The organism is Hymenobacter properus (assembly GCF_015694735.1).
Lineage (GTDB): Bacteria > Bacteroidota > Bacteroidia > Cytophagales > Hymenobacteraceae > Hymenobacter > Hymenobacter properus.
The window spans coordinates 1117574-1134484 of record NZ_JADQDP010000001.1 but is presented as its reverse complement, the minus strand read 5'-3'; the positions used below and the strand labels follow the sequence as shown (position 1 = coordinate 1134484).

The window sequence follows — 16911 nt, the reverse complement described above, 5'->3', positions numbered from 1 at the left end:
TTTTCCAATAGTCTTATGATAGCATCTCTTCTACTTCGCGCCAGGGCTTGGGTATGGACCGGCTTCCTGCTGTTGCTGGTGAGCGCGGGGCTGCGGCCGGAAACGGCGCAGGCCAGCCACATTCGCGCCGGCTTCATTCAGGCCAAAGCCGACACCACGATACCCGGCAACCCGCGCCGTGTCTTCTTCAAGATGATACTTTATACCACCACGCTGTCCACTGGCACGCAGCCCCCGGTGGACGAGGATAAAGTGACCATTTTTTTCGGGGACGGCACGTCCAGCTGCTACCGGGGCATCGACCGGGTGGGCGGCCGCCAGCCCATTCCGCTGGTGCCCGATACCGGGCTCAACGTGTACGTGTTTGAGCACATTTATCCTTCGGTGGGGCCGTTTACGGTGCGCTACACCGGGGAAAACCGGATTGCGGGCGTTCGGAACATGGACAACTCGAGTGCCCAGTCTTTTTACATTAGTACCACCGTCTACATCTACCCCGAACTGCTGGGCAACCGGTCGCCGGTCATCACGTCGCCGTCGGTCGACAAAGGCGCGGTCAGGCAGGTGTTCACTTACAACCCGGGTGCTTACGATGCCGATGGCGACTCGCTGGTGTACAGCCTGCGGCCCAGCAAAAAAGTGAGCCTCCTGGCCCAGGACATCGTGGGACTGCCTTGTTCGGGCGCTACGGGGAACAATACCCCGGTGCCCGTCACGGTACCAAACTTCCACTACCCCAACCATCCCTCTGTGACACCGGGCACCCGCCCGGAACAAGTAGCTTACAACGGGTCGCCGCCCGGGGTGCCGGGAGACACGGCCACTTTCGTGCAGGACATCCGCACGGGCCAGGTTACCTGGAACGCGCCGGCCGAGGCGGGGATATACAATTTTGCTTTCAGCATTCGGGAGCTCCGACGCACGCCCCTGGGGTGGCGCGAAATAGGGGAGATAATAAGCGACGTGCAGGTTATTATCGTTTCGACCAACAACCTGCGGCCGACTCTGACGATTCCGGCCGACATCTGCGTGGTGGCGGGCCAGACAGTGACGGGTGTAGTCACGGCCGTCGATGGCCTGTCGCAAGGCAGCACGGCCCAAACCCCGGTTTCGCTGTTTGCTTACTCGGGCATCAAGCCACCGGCCACCTTTGTGCAGAGCACGCAGGGGCCGCCCCAGGCGCGGGGCGTCTTTACCTGGCAAACGCAGTGCAGCAACGTGGCCCGGCTGCCTTATCTGGTGGTGTTTAAGGCCCAGGACACGCCGCCGGGCTCGGGCTCTACCACCACGCCGCCCGCCAACCAGCCGCTGATTGATGAGCAGGTGTGGCGCATCACGGTGGTGGGGCCGCCGCCGCAAAACCTGCGTGCCACCGCGGCCACCACCACTGGCGGCCTGAACCGCACGGTGCTCAATTGGGACGCTTACACCTGCACCAATGCCAGCACCATCTACATCTACCGCAAGGTGGGCCCGGGCCCGAGCCCGGGGCCCTGCGAAACGGGCATCCCGCCCTCGTCGGGCTACGTGCGCATTGGCTCAGTAAATGCCAACGTCACGACCTTTAACGATGACAACCTCGACGCCAGCGGCGTGGCCCGCGGGCTGGCCCGTGGCCTCACGTATTGCTACCGCATCTACGCCGATTTCCCGCTGCCTGCGCTCGGGTCCAGCCTGGCTTCGGCCGAAGCCTGCGTTACGTTCGCCGGCCGCTCGGCCCAGCTCAAGAACGTGGACGTGGAAGCCACCAGCACCAACGCCGGCCAGATAGCCGTGCGCTGGACCACACCGCGCACCACCACGGGCGTCGCGTTTGACGGCACGCCCAGCTACGTGCTGTCGCGCGGCGAGGGCTTGGCCCCGACGACCTTCACCACGGTGCGCACCTTCACTTCGCTCACCGATACGTCGTATGTCGACACCGGCCTCAATACCATGGACCGGCAGTATACCTACCGGCTCGATTTTGTGCGCACCTTCACGGGTGGCCAGCCCAGCATCACCGAAACCCTGGCCCCGGCCAGTAGCGTGCGTACCACCGTGGTGGCCAACAACCCACCCACGGCTTTCACCGTGAGCTGGACCTACAATGTGCCCTGGGACAACACGGCCCGCCCCGTGACCATTTACCGCCGTGTCGATACGCCGGGCAGCACCTTCGTGCCCATTGCCACGGCCCCGACCGGGCCAGGCGGGGGGACCTACCTGGACAATAGCTCGGCGCTGGTGCCGCGCCAGAGCTATTGCTACTACGTGCGCACCGAGGGCCGCTACGCCGCCGCTGGCTACCTCAGCTCGCTGCTCAACAAAAGCCAGGAGCAATGCCGCCAGCTGATTGCGCCGCCCTGCACGCCGGTGCTGGCCCTGCAAGCAGTGAACTGCGACAGCCTGGCCGCCCTGCCCCAGCCGGCCGGAACCACCACTACCTATACCAACCGCCTGCGCTGGACGCTGAGCAACGCTCCCACGGGCTGCGATGCCAACGTGGCCAGCTACCGCGTGTATTACCGCGAAGGCACTGCCGGCGCTTTCACCCTGCTCACCACCACCACGCAAACCACCTTCATCCACGCCAACCTTCCTACTTCGGGCGGCTGCTACGCGGTGCAGGCCGTGGGCAACGGCGGCACGGCCAGCGACACGAGCAATGTGGCCTGCCAGGACAATTGCCTGTTCTTCTCGCTGCCCAACATCTTCACCCCCAACGGGGACAACCAGAACGCCGTGTTCCGGCCCAAAAACAACTCGCCGGTGCGCAGCGTGCACTTCCAGGCCTTCAACCGCTGGGGGCGCAAAGTTTTTGAAAACACCACCACGGCCAGCGACCCCGTGCTCATCAACTGGGACGGTGGCGGGCCGGTGAACGGCGACACCGCCGGCGGCCGGGGCAATAAGGTGGCCGACGGCATCTATTTCTACCTGGCCGAGGTGGAGTTTGCCGACACGGCCAGCACCAAGCGCACCTACAAGGGTTGGGTGGAAATTGTGAGGTAATTTGATTGATAATCAATGCAAAATGGCTGAAATTAGCGCTTTTGTTTTGAACAGCGCGGGCTCCGAGGCCCGCGCTGTTTTTTTGGGCCAATGCTGGTTTGTGTGCAGCTTGCGCCCCAATTCATTTTCCCTCCCTCAGCACTAAAACTCCTATGAGCTCGACCACCGCAGTAGTATTTCCTGGCCAGGGCAGCCAGTTTCCGGGCATGGCCCGCGACTTGTTCGACCAGAGCCTCGACGCCCGCGCCCTGCTCACCCAGGCCAACGACATCCTCGGCTTCAGTCTCACCGACATTATGTTTTCGGGCACTGATGAAGACCTGCGCCGCACCGACGTGACGCAACCGGCCATTTTCGTGCACTCGGTGGCTCAGTTTGTGGCCCGGCCTGAGCTGCAGCCCGGCATGACGGCCGGCCACTCGTTGGGCGAATTCTCGGCCCTGGTGGCGGCCGGCGTGCTGCGCTTCGAAGACGCCCTGCCGCTGGTGGCCCGCCGCGCCCAAGCTATGCAGGCCGCCTGTGAAGAGCAGCCCGGCACCATGGCCGCCATCCTGGGCCTCGACGACGCCACCGTGGAGCGCGTCTGCCAGGAAATCACCAACGGCGGCGACGTGGTGGTGGCCGCCAACTACAATTGCCCCGGTCAGCTCGTCATCTCGGGCTCAACGGCCGGCATTACCAAAGCCTGTGAGGCCCTGAAAGCCGCTGGCGCCAAGCGCGCCTTGCCGCTGCCCGTGGGCGGGGCCTTTCACTCGCCCCTGATGCAAAGCGCCGCCGCCGCCCTGGCCGAGGCCATCGAAAAAACGACCTTCAGCGCCGCCAAATGCCCCGTTTACCAAAACGTGGACGCATTGCCGCACACCGACCCCGCCGAAATCAAAGCCAACCTGCTGGCCCAGCTCACCGCTCCCGTGCGCTGGACGCAGCTGGTGCAGCGCATGGCTGCCGACGGCGCCACCGACTTCATTGAGTGCGGCCCTGGCAAAGTGCTGCAAGGCTTGGTGAAAAAGATTGTACCCACGGCCACCGTTGGCTAGTTAAGGCAACTAAATAAGAATTGCGGCCCTGGCTTGCTGGTTGATTTACTCAACTGGCAGCCCAGGGCCGCACTGCTAGCGAGTCGGGGCATTGCGCCAGCAACTGGGCCACGCTGAGGCCAAGAACCGGATGCCGCACTCCGCCGGCAATTTCGGCCAGCGGCACCAGCGCAAAGCGCCTTTCGGCCAGGCGTGGGTGCGGCACGGTCAGGTGCGGCTCGTCGATTATTTCATTGCCATAAAGCAAAATATCCACGTCCAGCGTGCGGCTGCCCCAGTGTTCGAGGCGCTGGCGCCCGGCCTGTTGTTCGGTGGCCTGGCAGGCGCCGAGCAACTCCTGAGTCGACAGCTCCGTGCGCAGCGCCAAGGCTTGGTTGAGGAAGGCCGGCTGGTCTTCGCGGCCCCAGGCGGCGGTTTCGTAGAGGGCTGATGCCGCAATTATTGCCCCGGCCGACGCGGCGAGCTGCTGGCAGGCGCCGGCCAGCAGGGCGGCCCGGTCGCCGAGGTTGCTGCCGAGCAGCAGGTAGGCGGTGGCGGCACGGCTCATGCGCGGCGCTTGAAAAAGTCGGCGGTGCGCTCGGCAATGAGTCGGGCGGGCTCAGGCAATTCCACATTTGCCCAGGGATGTGCCCCGCCAAACATGTGCGTGGCGTCAGGCACGAGCAGCAACTCGGCATCGGGGCGGAGCTGGTGCAGGGTGTGGGCGGCGGCCACGTTCACGGTTTCGTCCTGGTCGCCGTGCACGAGCAGCAGGGGCTGGCGCAGCTTGCGGCGCACGTTGTGGGCAATGTCGAGGCGCGGGCGGTGCGTATGGTAGTCTTCCACCAGTTGGTAGTGCAGGGGCAGCTGCTGGCCGGTGCGGGTGTTGGGCACGTGCAGCACGCCGGTGCGCTCCCACTCGTCAAACACGGCTTGGGGCCAGTGCGGGTGTACTTCGGCAATGGCGGCCCAGGTGGCCACGGCCCGCACGCGCGCGTCTTCGGCGGCCTTGAGCAGCACTAAACCGCCGCCGCGGCTGTGGCCTACCAGGCACAGGCGCCCAAGGTCCATTTCGGTGGCCGGCACGGGTGTGCTGCCCGCAAACAGCGCGTCGATGAGCTGCCCGATGTCGTCCAGCTCGATGCTGAAATTATTGCGGCCAAACGCATCCAAATCCTCCAAATCGCCGGTGCCGCCGACTACAATGCCGTTGTGCGAGAGGTTGAGCTTGACGAACACGAAGCCGCGCTCGGCAAAAAAGTCGGCCAGCAGCGGGAAATGGCCCCAGTCCTTAAAGCCCTTGAAGCCGTGCACAAAAACCACCACCGGCTTGGGCTGGCCATCGGGCCGGAAGGTGGCATCGGCCTCGAAAGCCCGGCCGTGGCCGGTGCCGGTGAGCAGGAAAGAAACGTGAGTGAGCATGCGGCGAAGGTAGGGCAGGGGAGATGGGGAGTTGGTGAAAGGACGAAAAAGCCCGTCATGCCGAGCGCAGCCGAGGCATCTCGCGTGCAGCAGTAAATCCTGACGTTGGACTACTGCTGCACGCGAGATGCCTCGGCTGCGCTCGGCATGACGGGCTGGTGGTGTTTTACATTGCACCAGCCCGCAACCCACAAATCCACCACTCTTGCCGTATCATTGCCGGCGCAATGCCCCAACAACCCACTTTCTCCCTCGACCAGATTCAGGCGCCCATTGCGGCCGAAATGGAAGAGTTTGAGGTCAAGTTCCGCCAGTCGATGCGCACCAAGGTGCTGCTACTCGACAAGATAATGGGCTACATCGTGAAGCGCAAAGGCAAGCAAATCCGGCCGATGTTTGTGTTTCTCACCGCCCGCGCCGCCCGCCCCGAGCCCACTACTACGGCCCCGCTGCCCGATGCGTCTTTCCGCGGCGCGGCCCTCATCGAGCTGCTGCACACCGCCACCCTGGTCCACGACGACGTGGTGGACGAAAGCAACTACCGCCGCGGCTTTTTCTCCATCAACGCGCTGTGGAAGAACAAGATTGCCGTGCTCGTGGGCGACTACCTGCTCTCGCGCGGCCTGCTGCTCTCGCTCGAAAACGACGATTTCGACCTGCTGAAAATCGTGAGCAACGCGGTGCGCGAGCTGAGCGAAGGCGAGCTGCTGCAAATTGAAAAAGCCCGCAAGCTCGACATTACCGAAGACGTGTATTTCGACATTATCCGGCAAAAAACCGCCTCGCTCATTGCCTCCTGCACGGCAGTAGGGGCAGCCTCGGTGGGGGCCGACAAGGAAACCATTGAGCGTGCCCGCTTATTCGGCGAAAAGGTGGGCATCGCCTTTCAAATCAAGGACGACTTGTTCGACTACGGCACGGCCGAAATCGGCAAGCCGGTGGGCATCGACATCAAGGAAAAAAAGATGACGCTGCCGCTGATTTATGCCCTGCAACACGCCTCGTGGCTGGAAAAGCGGCAGGTGATTTTCAACGTGAAAAACAACGAAGGCCACCGCGACCGGGTGCAGCAGGTGATTGAGTTCGTGAAGAAGTCGGGCGGGCTGGACTACGCCATCCGCACGATGAAGCAGTACCGCGACGACGCGCTCAACATCCTCCACACCTTCCCGGCTTCGCCCAGCCGCACTTCGTTGGAGGAGTTGATTAACTACACGATAGAGCGGGAGAAATAGGCCTGCGGCCTTGCGCACCACCTGTCATTGCGAGCGCAGCGAAGCAATCCGTCCTGTCAAAATCAGACATGTTCTTAAGCGACAAAGCCCCGGTGCCGCATGGCACCAGGGCTTTTTATTAAGCTTGTCACATTAGAAGGCTAGTCGCTGAGAACAGGACGGATTGCTTCGCTGCGCTCGCAATGACAGGCGCTCCGTGCTACTACGGCTACTCGGCTACCTGGTAGCTCACCGATTTGGCGTCGCTCACTTTGAAGGTCACGCCGTCGAAGGTGCTGTCGACTTCCAGCGAGTGGGTCATCTCGCAGCCGGGGCACTTAATTTCTTCGATTTCGTGGTTTTCGGCGTGCTCGGGCGAGTCGGCCTGGTCGTTGGGGGCGGGCACGCCGATGAGGTCGGTGAATACTTCGGTGTTGCATTTGGTGCACTCAAACTTGAGGCCGACGGCGCGGCCTTGCAAATCGGCGAGCGGAGCGGGTGAGCTGGGGTTCTGCTGAATCCACATAGGGCAAGGGAATTGGAGGAAAGAAAAGAAAGGTGCCGGGCCGGGGCCCGTTCGGCTGTACGCGGACAAGGCAAAAAAAGATGAACCAGTTGCGCCCGGGCGGTAGTTTTGGGTAGCCGTCCCACGGCCGGCCGCGAAGACATCCCAAATGCAAGCATCCGAAAAAGCAAGCCCTAAGACCTTCTACCTGCCGCGGCTGCCGCGCTGGCGCTCCCTGCTGCGCTCCTTTGCGCTGGCCAAAGACCCGCTGCCGGTACTCAACGACACCCTGGCCCACTACGGCGACACGGTGGAGCTGTTCATTGGCGGCGTGGAGAAAAGCATCCTCACCCGCGACCCCGGCCTCACGCAGCACATCCTGCAGAAAAACAACCGCAACTACGCCAAGTCGAAGTTCACGCGGGGCTTTTCGCGCTACATCGGCCACGGCCTGCTCACCAACGACGGGCCCGACTGGCTGCGGCAGCGCCGGCTCATTCAGCCCGGCTTCCACCGGCAGCGCGTGGCGGCACTCACCGGGCTGATGCAGGAAATCACCAGCGACACGCTGGCGCCGCTGGTGGCCCAGGCTGGCGCGGCGGGAGGTGCTACCACCGTGGAAGTGCACGAACTGATGACGCGGCTCACCTTCCGCATCATTGCGCGCTCGGTGTTCAGCACCAACTTCCCGGAGGCCGAACTGGACCGCCTGGCCCGGCTCATCACCGAGATTCAGGCGTTTTTCGTGCGCTCCATCCGGCAGCCCTACCTCAAGCCGTGGTTCCGGCTGCGCGGCCGGTTTAAATACCACGACGACCTGGCCGCCGAGTTGCGCGTGCTGCTGGGCCGCCTTATTGCCAAGCGCCAGGCCGATAATGCCCAGCCCGGCGCCACCCCGCCCGACGACCTGCTGCAAATGCTGCTCGACGTGCGCTACGAAGACACCGGCGAGCCCATGACACCCGAGCGCGTCCTCGACGAAGCCCTCATCCTGCTCATTGCTGGCCACGAAACCAGCGCCAACGCCCTCACCTGGCTCACCTATCTGCTGGCCCACCACCCCGCCGAAGCCGCCGCCATTCGCACCGAGGCCGACGGTGTGCTGGCCGGCCGCCGGCCCGTGTTCGAGGACCTGCCGCGCCTGGGCCGCGCCCTGCACGCCGTGCAGGAAACCATGCGCTGCTACCCGCCCGCCTGGATGGTGGACCGCGTGGCCCTGGCCGACGACGAGTACCAGGGCCTGCGCATCCCGAAAGGCACGCTCTTCTCGCTCTACTTCCACGGCCTGCACCACGACCCTAAGTATTGGCCCGAGCCCGAGCAGTTCCGCCCCAGCCGCTTTGCGCCGGGCCAGGCGCAGCCGGTGCAGGCCAACGCCTACGTGCCCTTCGGGGGCGGGCCGCGCCTGTGCATCGGCATGCAGTTCGCCCTCACCGAAATGCAGCTCGTGACGCTGGAGCTGCTGCGGCTGTTCGAGATTAACTGGGTGCCCGGGCAGGGCCCCGTGGACATGCAGCCGCTCGTCACGCTGCGGCCGAAGGGAGATTTCCGGGTGCAACTGCGGCTGCGCTGAAAAAACGAGTGCCCCGAAGCAGTACTGCGGCTCGCGTTGAACGCTGGCGTTCTAACGGACAGAAAAACGCTTAGGGGCACTTGTTTCCGGGCTTTTAGGCGTCGGCCAAGTGGTACGTCAGCACTGGCGGGAAGGCCCGGGTGGCTACTGTTTCGGCAATGCTGGTGTTGAAGTAGCGGCTAAGGCCGGAGCGGGCGTGCGTCGGAATCACCACTAGGTCGGCATTCACCTGCTTGGCAAATTGCTCGATGCCGGCGCTGGTGTTGTCGGCGGCGATGGTGCTGGTCTGAAAGTTGGTCAGTTGCGCCCGCTGTGCAAAGGCCTGTTCGTGTTGCTGGTTGGCCTGGCTGTTGGCCCCGTCGGCCACGTGCAGCAAGTGAATGGTGGCGTTCGGGAAGGTGGTCTGTACCTGCTGCAAGCCGGCAATGGCCCCGACGGATTCCTCCGTAAAGTCGGAGGGGAAAACGATGTTGCGCACCTCAAACTGCGGCTGCTGGTGCTTCACGGTCAGCACCGGCACGTTGGCCAGCCGAATAATCCGCTCGGTGTTTGAACCCACGAAGAAGTTTTCCATGGCCCCGTGGCCCTGCGCGCCCATCACCACCAGGTCGGCGCCATGGCGTTCAACGGCACTCAAAATACCATCGCCAATGCGCCCCATTTCCACGCCGTCGGCCACGGCCACGCCGGGTGCCAGGGTTTCGGCCTGGGTGCGCAAGGCGTGCAGGCGGCGTTTCGTTGCCTCCATCAGCTTTGGAATGAAAACGTCGTCGATGCTGCCTTCGCTGTTGGGCAGCTCACTGCCATTCACCGGCCCGCCGTAGGCACTGAAATTGGCCGTGGCGGCTTCGGGAGCTTCCAGCACGTGCAGCAGCCTCACGGCGGCGCCGGTTTGCTTGGCCAGTTGCAGCGCTACTTCAAAAGCATGGTGCGACTCGGCCGAAAAGTCGGTGGGAACAAGGATGTTTTTCATAGGATGAAGATGGAGTGTAAAACAGGTGTAGTCTAGCTGTTTAGAGGCTTACGTAGAACGTTCGTTTGGGTAGATAAGCTGCTGCGTAAGTTTTGCAGGGCCTTTCACTGTGCCTTCATCTAATGCCCCCAAACAGCTTGGCAACGCAGACGAGCACTGGCCAAAACCACGGGCTCAGCCCTAAAAAAAACGCTGCGACCCGCCCGGAATGGCAAATCGCAGCGTTTCTTGTTGGTTGTGACTGATGATGCCAGGCGCACCAGCGTCACAGGCCGGCTATTCCTTCAGCAGCTTATCCACCGTCTGCTCAAACCCGGTAATTTCTTCCTGGTAGTACTTGCCCGTGCCCGGCCCGGCGAAGCCCGTATGAATCTTGCGCACGTTGCCCTTTTTATCAAGGAAAATGGTGGTGGGGAAGGCCAGGAACTTGGCCAGCTGCGGCATCGACTTCGCCACCGAGTCCTTGTTCGACACACCGGCAAACGCTACGTCGTAGCCGATGTTGAACCGCTCGCGCATGTTGCGCAGCTTGGGGGCCGACTTGGCGTATTCGCCGCTGCGCTCGTAGCCCAAGCCGATGATTTCGACGCCGCGCTGCTTGTTCTTCTCGTACCAGGGGGCCAGGAAGTTGGTTTCGTCCATGCAGTTGGGGCACCACGAGCCCAGCACCTGCAGCACCACCACCTTGCCGCGGTACTTGGGGTCGGTGGGGGAGATGCTGCCGCCTTCGATGACGTTCGGGAACTTGAAATTCAGCCGCGACTCGTCCTTTTTGAGGTAGGTGAGCGTGTCGGCGTCGGGCAGCTTGGCCTTGGGGTCGGGCACGGCCGTCCAGGTTTCGTGGCCCGACTTGCCGGAGTAGAAGTCGCCGAACAGCGTATTGGGCGCGTAGTGCTTGGTGATGTCGATGGGCTCCTTGGGGCCGTTCTGGGCCGTGAACAGGAAGGCGTGGCTGCCATCGAAGGTGCTCACCATCATTTTCTGCCCGCTCACCGTGCCGCTGAGGTAGCGGTAGTCGCCGGTAGTCGTGAGGAAGGTGCCCGTGAGCTTGTTGCCCTGCTGCGTGAATACGCCCGTGGCCGGGTAGCTGTCGTCGCCGTCCTGGAACGTGGCCCGCCAAGTGCCGCCAAAGCTGCCCGGCTTCTCGATGGATTGCGCGGCTGGAAACAGCTCCTGCGCGCCCGCCGAAGCCGTAAAGGGCACGCGGTAAGGGTCTTTGGTGTCGTACTTCACCCAAGTGCCTTTCAGCTTGTTCGCGCCACCAGCCCGTACCACCAGTGCGGCATCGAAGGCGTGCATGCGAATGGTGGTGGAGTCGCCGGCTGATTTAATATCCTCGCAGCGCAGCCGCTCTTCGCCGTTCAGGCCCTTATTAATAAGGTAAACCACCGGCTTGCCGGCTTCGGTTTTCACCTCAAACAAGAACGGAATTTCCTGGCCCTGCGTGGCCAGCACCCCGCGCCAGGGACCGGGCGTGAGCGTGGGGGCCGCGGCGGAAGAGCCGCCAGCAGCGGTTTCAGAGGAAGAAGAATTGGAAGAGCAGCCGGTGAGGCCGAAGCCCAGCGCGGCCGCAGCCAGCAGGGAAAGCGAAGTTGATTTCATGGTAAGCGCAAAAATGCAAACGGAAGCCCCACAACCGCCACCCGCGCCAATAGGTTGCCGCCTGCCGCTGCGCCATCAGCGCAAACCGCGGCGCTCACTGCGGGAGCCCGGCCCTGCGCCGCATCCGAACGCAACCACCAAAACCCTCGTTAATCCATTCAAAACCCGCATCTGCGCATTTTGGCTAGGTACAACTTGGCGGGGGTGCTACATTTGCACAACCACTCTTATTATAACACGCATCCTATGGCTTTCGACCTGGAAATGATTCGCGCCGTGTACGCCGGCATGGGTTCCCGCATCGAAGCGGCCCGTGCCGCTGTGGCGCGCCCGCTCACCCTCACCGAGAAAATCCTTTACGCCCACCTCTACGGTGGCGAAGTGAAGCAAGCCTACGAGCGCGGCGTCTCTTACGTTGATTTTGCCCCCGACCGCGTGGCCATGCAGGACGCCACTGCCCAAATGGCTCTTCTGCAGTTCATGCAGGCCGGCAAAGACAAAACCGCCGTGCCCAGCACCGTGCACTGCGACCACCTGATTCAGGCCAAAGACGGCGCCACCGAAGACTTGGCCGAAGCCAATACCGAAAACAAGGAAGTGTACGACTTCTTGGCCTCGGTTTCCAACAAATACGGCATCGGCTTCTGGAAGCCCGGCGCCGGCATCATTCACCAGGTAGTGCTTGAAAACTACGCCTTCCCCGGCGGTATGATGATTGGCACCGACTCGCACACCCCCAACGCGGGCGGTCTGGGCATGATTGCCATCGGCGTAGGCGGTGCCGACGCCGTGGACGTAATGGCCGGCATGGCCTGGGAGCTGAAGTTCCCGAAGGTCATCGGTGTGAAACTGACCGGCAAAATGAACGGCTGGACTTCGGCCAAAGACGTGATTCTGCGCGTGGCCGGCATCCTGACTGTGAAGGGCGGCACCGGCGCCATCGTGGAATACTTCGGCGAGGGCGCCGAGAGCCTGAGCGCTACCGGCAAAGGCACCATCTGCAACATGGGTGCTGAAATTGGCGCCACCACGTCGGTATTTGCCTACGACGAGAAGATGGGCGACTACCTGCGTGGCACCGGCCGCGCCGAAATCGCCGAGGGTGCCGCTGCTATTGCTCAGCACCTGCGCGCCGACGACGAGGTGTACGCTCAGCCCGAGCGCTACTTCGACCAGCTCATCGAAATCGACCTCAACACCTTGGAGCCCTACGTGAACGGCCCGTTCACGCCGGACGCTGCCTGGCCCATCTCGCAGTTCGCTGCCGCCGTGAAAGAGCACGGCTGGCCCGAGAAGCTGGAGGTAGGCCTGATTGGCTCGTGCACCAACTCGAGCTACGAGGACATCACCCGCGCCGCTAGCATCGCCAAGCAGGCTGTTGACAAAGGCCTGACCGTGAACGCCGAGTTCACCATCACGCCCGGTTCGGAGCTGGTGCGCTACACCGTGGCCCGCGACGGCCTCCTCGACACCTTCGCCGACATGGGCGGCGTGGTGCTGGCCAACGCCTGCGGCCCGTGCATCGGCCAGTGGGCCCGCCACACCGACGACCCCAAGCGCAAGAACTCCATCATCACGAGCTTCAACCGCAACTTCGCCAAGCGCAACGACGGCAACCCCAACACCCACGCCTTCGTGGCCTCGCCCGAAATCGTGACGGCCTTCGCCATTGCCGGCGACCTCACCTTCAACCCCCTTACCGACACCCTGCCCGGCGCCAACGGTCCCGTGAAGCTCGACGAGCCGATGGGCGTGGAAATGCCGCCCCGTGGCTTCGCCGTGGAGGACGCCGGCTTCCAGGCGCCTGCTGCTGACGGCTCGGGCGTGCAGGTAATTGTGAGCCCCACCTCGGACCGCCTCGAACTGCTCGAAGCGTTCAAACCCTGGGAAGGCACCGACCTCATGGGCCTGCGCCTGCTCATCAAAGCCCAAGGTAAGTGCACCACCGACCACATCTCGATGGCCGGCCCGTGGCTGAAATACCGCGGCCACCTGGACAACATCTCGAACAACATGCTCATCGGGGCCACCAACGCCTTCAACGGCGAGGCCAACTCGGTGCGCAACTTCGCCGTGCAAGGCGATTCGTACCTGACCGTGCCGCAGTCGGCTCGCTCCTACAAGAGCCAGGGCATCGGCACCGTGGTAATTGGCGATGAGAACTACGGCGAAGGCTCCTCGCGCGAGCACGCCGCCATGGAGCCTCGCCACCTCGGCGTGCGCGCCGTGATTGTGAAGAGCTTCGCCCGCATCCACGAAACCAACCTGAAGAAGCAGGGCATGCTCGGCCTCACCTTCGCCAACAAGGCCGACTACGACCTGATTGAGGAAGGCGACACCATCGACATCCTCGGCCTGACCGACTTCCAGCCCGGCAAGCCCCTGCAGGCCCGCCTGCACCACGCCGACGGCGACACCGACCTCATCACCCTCAACCACACCTACAACGAGGGCCAGATTGAGTGGTTCAAAGCCGGCTCGGCCCTGAACCTGATTCGCATGAAGGAAGCCAGCGGAGCTCAGCTCTCGCAGAAGTAAGCGAGTAGCACTAGCTGCTTGAGCAACAACGGCCGCCTCGGGAAACCGGGGCGGCCGTTATATTTAATGCCTTACTGACAGCACAAAGAATGGAGTTGAAAAAGATGTTGCTTCTGTGCGCGCTTGGGTTGCCGGTTTCGCGCGCTGCGGTGGCCCAATTGGCTACTGAGCCGGTGCAGCCAGTGCAAACGCAACAATACAATACGGGCGCTGTGGAGGAATTTAACGTGCTGAAAACGGATAAAAAGGTCCGGCACGGCACTTATGTGCGCTACCTGCCAAGAACCTTTGCCGGTGTGGTGGTGCTGGAAACCGGGAGCTACGACCACGGCCAGAAGGAGGGCGAGTGGCGTACGTTTTCGGAAGAGCGGCCCTGGTGGAACCGCATCACCAGCGTCGGGGCCTACCACACGGGCGAAAAAGAAGGTATTTGGACGTATTACCACCGCTATATGCCCGGCCCAACGGCCGCGACTACGGTGAATAAGGAAGCAAATGCCAAAACTGGTTATTCGGTCGATGTCAAAGACACAACTGCCATTGTGCAGGCCCAAGGCTTATACGCGCAGGGGAAACGCGTAGGCGTTTGGACTTATTTTGACCGGCAGAAGCAAGTAGTGCAGAAAGTCAACCATTTCAGCAACCAACTGCTGTACTGGCAGGATGCGGCCGCCCCGGCCAACCACCCGCTGCTGTACGCAGGCGGCAAAGACCAGCTTCGGGTCGAAATCATGGGCGCGCTGGGACCTTTTTTCGCGCTGGGTTTCGATAAAAACAGGTCGGCAGAATTTATTTATCAGGTTGATGCCGCCGGCAAACAACTGGCCATTGTGTACGCCGAAGCCACCGGCCTTACACGCTACGAAAAGCAGCTGCTGCAAGTATTAGCTAAAGTACCGCCCTATTGGGTGCCGCAGCTGGCCAACGGCCAGCCGATGGCGTCGCAGTACCGGGTCAAAATCAGTATTGAAGTAGAAGCAGATGGTAGCCGAAAAAGAGCGCGGGCTTTGGTGGAACCGCTGGGCTCTTGAAGCTGGGATGCCATTCTGGTCGATTAATAATCGATAGATTCCCGGCAAGCGCGACGCCAGATGAAGGCTGCCTCGGGAAACAAGGGCGGCCGTTTTGGCTTTAGAATCACCATGACCAGTTCTTCCCGTCCTGCCGTTCCAGTTGCTGGGTTTATCATCACCCTGCTGGGGGCTGTTCTGTTTTCCACGAAGGCCATTATTGTCAAGCACGCCTTTGGTGCCACGCATACCGACGCCCTAACGCTGCTGACCCTGCGCATGGCGTTTGCACTGCCATTTTATGTGGTGGCTGCGTTCGTGGTATCGGGCCAGAAGGCAAACGTGCGCATGACACTGCAGCAATGGCTGCTGGTGGCTTTTCTGGGAATGACGGGGTATTACCTCAGCAGCCTGCTCGACTTTATTGGCTTGCAATATGTGTCGGCTGGGTTGGAGCGGCTGATATTGTTTCTGTACCCCAGCTTCGTGGTTTTTATCAACGCTATTTTTTTTGGGCAGCGAATCACCCGCATTCAAAAAGGGGCTTTGCTGCTTACGTATAGCGGTATTTTGATTGCCTACGTGGGGGAAATATCCTTTGATGCCAGCCAACCGGGCCTGTATTGGGGAAGCTTACTGGTGTTTGCCTGCGCTGTCACGTACTCCATTTACATTACGGGCAGTGGCAAGATAATTCCGGTAATTGGGGCTAATAAATTCACCGCGTATGCCATGCTGGCGGCCACGGCCGGCATTTTTGTTCATTTCGCTCTCACCGGCCACCACGAAGTGTTGGCTACGGGCAAGGCACTGTGGGTGTATGGGTTGCTGCTGGCCGTGTTTGCCACCGTGCTGCCTTCGTTTATGATATCGCAGGGCCTGAAACGAATAGGCGCCAACAATGTGGCCATCATCAGCGGCATCGGGCCCGTTTCGACCATCTTACAGGCCCATTTCATCTTGGGCGAAAAGATATTTGCGGCGCAGATTTTTGGGACTGTGCTGGTCGTGTTGGGGGTGCTGCTGCTGAGTTGGAGGCGTAAGGAAGCAGCGGGATACTAAGGCAAAATGGCCCCTTTGCGCCGACGTAAAGAGGCCTACCTTTCGGTCATGAGAAATGTACTGCTTGCCATTGGTCTGCTTTTCTGCCACGTGCTGGCCAGCGCCCAGTCCGCCATACCTTATGGCAACAACCCCGCCGCCGGGCACTACCTGCTGGTGCGCGGGGTGAAGCTGTACTACGAAACCTACGGCCAGGGCCCGCCGCTGCTCCTGATTCATGGCAACGGCGGCAGCATCAAGAAACTTGAAAACAACATCCCTTTTCTGGCGCAGCGCTACCGCGTCATTGCCGTGGATAGCCGCGCCCACGGCAAGTCCGTGGACCCCGGCGACTCGCTGAGCTTCGAGATGATGGCCGATGACTTTGCCGGTTTGCTCACCAGCCTGCGCATCGACTCGGCCTACGTGCTGGGGTGGAGCGACGGTGGCATCAACGCGCTGTTGCTGGCCATGCGCCATCCGCAGAAGGTGAAGAAATTGGTTTCCACCGGCGCCAACCTCTGGCCCGATTCCACGGCGCTCATGCCCAGCCTGTGGCGCCAGCAGCAGCGGGGCTACCAGGAAAACAAAAACGTGAAACTCACCGACGCCAAGCAGAAAAACGACTGGAAGGTGTTCTGCCTGGACGTGTTTCAGCCCAACATTCCACTCTCGGCGCTGAAAGGCGTGCAGGCGCCGGCCCTCATCGTGGCGGGCGACCGGGACCTCATCGTGCCAGAACACACCATCGCCATTTACCGACATCTGCCGCGCGCCTGGCTCTGGATAATTCCCAACAGCGGCCACGCCACCGTGCGGGAGCACGCCGACGAATTCAACCGGAAAGCCAATGAGTTTTTCGGGCCAAAGCGGTATTGCCTCCGGCGCGTTAGGTGGGCTGGGTGTTCGAAAGCGACTGCAGGCGGATGCATGTTTATTGCCCATTTCGCACCCTGCCGCCGGCTTCCGGGCTGCCAGGCTTGGCAAGACGCCGCTCATTTATCCATCGCCTAAACCCTGTTT

The 16911-nt window shown here is 62.0% G+C and carries 13 protein-coding genes; 8 read left to right on the top strand and 5 right to left on the bottom strand.

Going from position 1 to position 16911, the window contains the following annotated elements; genetic code table 11:
- Positions 1–15: 15 nt before the first annotated feature.
- Positions 16–2994, top strand: a complete 2979-nt coding sequence (locus I2I01_RS04885) for a T9SS type B sorting domain-containing protein (RefSeq protein ID WP_196285285.1) — start codon at positions 16–18, stop codon at positions 2992–2994.
- 152 nt (positions 2995–3146) lie between these two features.
- A complete protein-coding gene (gene fabD, locus I2I01_RS04880) occupies positions 3147–4031 on the top strand; it encodes an ACP S-malonyltransferase (RefSeq protein WP_196285284.1) in 885 nt (294 codons plus the stop codon).
- A gap of 49 nt (positions 4032–4080) precedes the next feature.
- On the opposite strand, the gene folK is transcribed toward fabD, so the two are convergent.
- Both folK and I2I01_RS04870 read right to left on the bottom strand, forming a co-directional pair.
- Positions 4081–4578 (bottom strand): 2-amino-4-hydroxy-6-hydroxymethyldihydropteridine diphosphokinase, encoded by a 498-nt coding sequence (gene folK / locus I2I01_RS04875; RefSeq protein WP_196285283.1) that lies wholly within the window; start codon positions 4576–4578, stop codon positions 4081–4083.
- On the bottom strand, positions 4575–5432 hold the full coding sequence (locus tag I2I01_RS04870) for an alpha/beta hydrolase family protein (RefSeq protein ID WP_196285282.1): 858 nt from the start codon (positions 5430–5432) through the stop codon (positions 4575–4577). Before I2I01_RS04870 ends, folK begins: the two co-directional genes overlap by 4 nt.
- A gap of 227 nt (positions 5433–5659) precedes the next feature.
- Between I2I01_RS04870 and I2I01_RS04865 the strand changes: the two genes are divergently transcribed.
- On the top strand, positions 5660–6667 hold the full coding sequence (locus I2I01_RS04865; protein ID WP_196285281.1) for a polyprenyl synthetase family protein: 1008 nt from the start codon (positions 5660–5662) through the stop codon (positions 6665–6667).
- Positions 6668–6875: 208 nt separating this feature from the next.
- Here the strand turns inward: I2I01_RS04865 and I2I01_RS04860 are convergent, their stop codons facing one another.
- On the bottom strand, positions 6876–7172 hold the full coding sequence (locus tag I2I01_RS04860; protein WP_196285280.1) for a hypothetical protein: 297 nt from the start codon (positions 7170–7172) through the stop codon (positions 6876–6878).
- Between the two features lie 148 nt (positions 7173–7320).
- Between I2I01_RS04860 and I2I01_RS04855 the strand changes: the two genes are divergently transcribed.
- The gene (locus I2I01_RS04855) at positions 7321–8724 is read left to right on the top strand and encodes a cytochrome P450 (RefSeq protein WP_196285279.1); all 1404 of its coding nucleotides are present in this window, start codon (positions 7321–7323) and stop codon (positions 8722–8724) included.
- A 94-nt stretch (positions 8725–8818) separates the two neighbouring features.
- Here the strand turns inward: I2I01_RS04855 and I2I01_RS04850 are convergent, their stop codons facing one another.
- Together I2I01_RS04850 and I2I01_RS04845 are read right to left on the bottom strand one after the other, a co-directional pair.
- Entirely contained in the window at positions 8819–9697 is an 879-nt protein-coding gene (locus I2I01_RS04850; RefSeq protein ID WP_196285278.1) for a universal stress protein, read from the bottom strand.
- Between the two features lie 276 nt (positions 9698–9973).
- Positions 9974–11299 carry a peroxiredoxin family protein gene (locus tag I2I01_RS04845; RefSeq protein ID WP_196285277.1) on the bottom strand — a complete coding sequence of 442 codons (1326 nt, stop codon included), beginning with the start codon at positions 11297–11299 and terminating at the stop codon, positions 9974–9976.
- 246 nt (positions 11300–11545) lie between these two features.
- On the opposite strand from I2I01_RS04845, the gene I2I01_RS04840 reads away from it, so the two are divergent.
- The 4 genes from I2I01_RS04840 to I2I01_RS04825 all read left to right on the top strand — a co-directional run bounded on the left by I2I01_RS04840 (position 11546) and on the right by I2I01_RS04825 (position 16902).
- The gene (locus I2I01_RS04840) at positions 11546–13837 is read left to right on the top strand and encodes an aconitate hydratase (RefSeq protein WP_196285276.1); all 2292 of its coding nucleotides are present in this window, start codon (positions 11546–11548) and stop codon (positions 13835–13837) included.
- A 182-nt stretch (positions 13838–14019) separates the two neighbouring features.
- Complete coding sequence (locus tag I2I01_RS04835; RefSeq protein WP_196285275.1) at positions 14020–14868, top strand: toxin-antitoxin system YwqK family antitoxin; 849 nt, start codon at positions 14020–14022, stop codon at positions 14866–14868.
- A 111-nt stretch (positions 14869–14979) separates the two neighbouring features.
- Positions 14980–15909, top strand: a complete 930-nt coding sequence (locus I2I01_RS04830) for a DMT family transporter (RefSeq protein ID WP_196285274.1) — start codon at positions 14980–14982, stop codon at positions 15907–15909.
- A gap of 48 nt (positions 15910–15957) precedes the next feature.
- A complete protein-coding gene (locus I2I01_RS04825) occupies positions 15958–16902 on the top strand; it encodes an alpha/beta fold hydrolase (RefSeq protein ID WP_196285273.1) in 945 nt (314 codons plus the stop codon).
- Positions 16903–16911: the final 9 nt, after the last annotated feature.

Excerpts from the sequence above, each read along its gene's own strand:
- folK (WP_196285283.1), bottom strand. The coding sequence starts at position 4,578 with ATGAGCCGTGCCGCCACCGCCTACCTGCTGCTCGGCAGCAACCTCGGC.
- I2I01_RS04830 (WP_196285274.1), top strand. The coding sequence starts at position 14,980 with ATGACCAGTTCTTCCCGTCCTGCCGTTCCAGTTGCTGGGTTTATCATC.
- I2I01_RS04845 (WP_196285277.1), bottom strand. The coding sequence starts at position 11,299 with ATGAAATCAACTTCGCTTTCCCTGCTGGCTGCGGCCGCGCTGGGCTTC.
- fabD (WP_196285284.1), top strand. The coding sequence starts at position 3,147 with ATGAGCTCGACCACCGCAGTAGTATTTCCTGGCCAGGGCAGCCAGTTT.
- I2I01_RS04860 (WP_196285280.1), bottom strand. The coding sequence starts at position 7,172 with ATGTGGATTCAGCAGAACCCCAGCTCACCCGCTCCGCTCGCCGATTTG.
- I2I01_RS04870 (WP_196285282.1), bottom strand. The coding sequence starts at position 5,432 with ATGCTCACTCACGTTTCTTTCCTGCTCACCGGCACCGGCCACGGCCGG.
- I2I01_RS04840 (WP_196285276.1), top strand. The coding sequence starts at position 11,546 with ATGGCTTTCGACCTGGAAATGATTCGCGCCGTGTACGCCGGCATGGGT.
- I2I01_RS04865 (WP_196285281.1), top strand. The coding sequence starts at position 5,660 with ATGCCCCAACAACCCACTTTCTCCCTCGACCAGATTCAGGCGCCCATT.
- I2I01_RS04855 (WP_196285279.1), top strand. The coding sequence starts at position 7,321 with ATGCAAGCATCCGAAAAAGCAAGCCCTAAGACCTTCTACCTGCCGCGG.
- I2I01_RS04885 (WP_196285285.1), top strand. The coding sequence starts at position 16 with ATGATAGCATCTCTTCTACTTCGCGCCAGGGCTTGGGTATGGACCGGC.
- I2I01_RS04850 (WP_196285278.1), bottom strand. The coding sequence starts at position 9,697 with ATGAAAAACATCCTTGTTCCCACCGACTTTTCGGCCGAGTCGCACCAT.
- I2I01_RS04825 (WP_196285273.1), top strand. The coding sequence starts at position 15,958 with ATGAGAAATGTACTGCTTGCCATTGGTCTGCTTTTCTGCCACGTGCTG.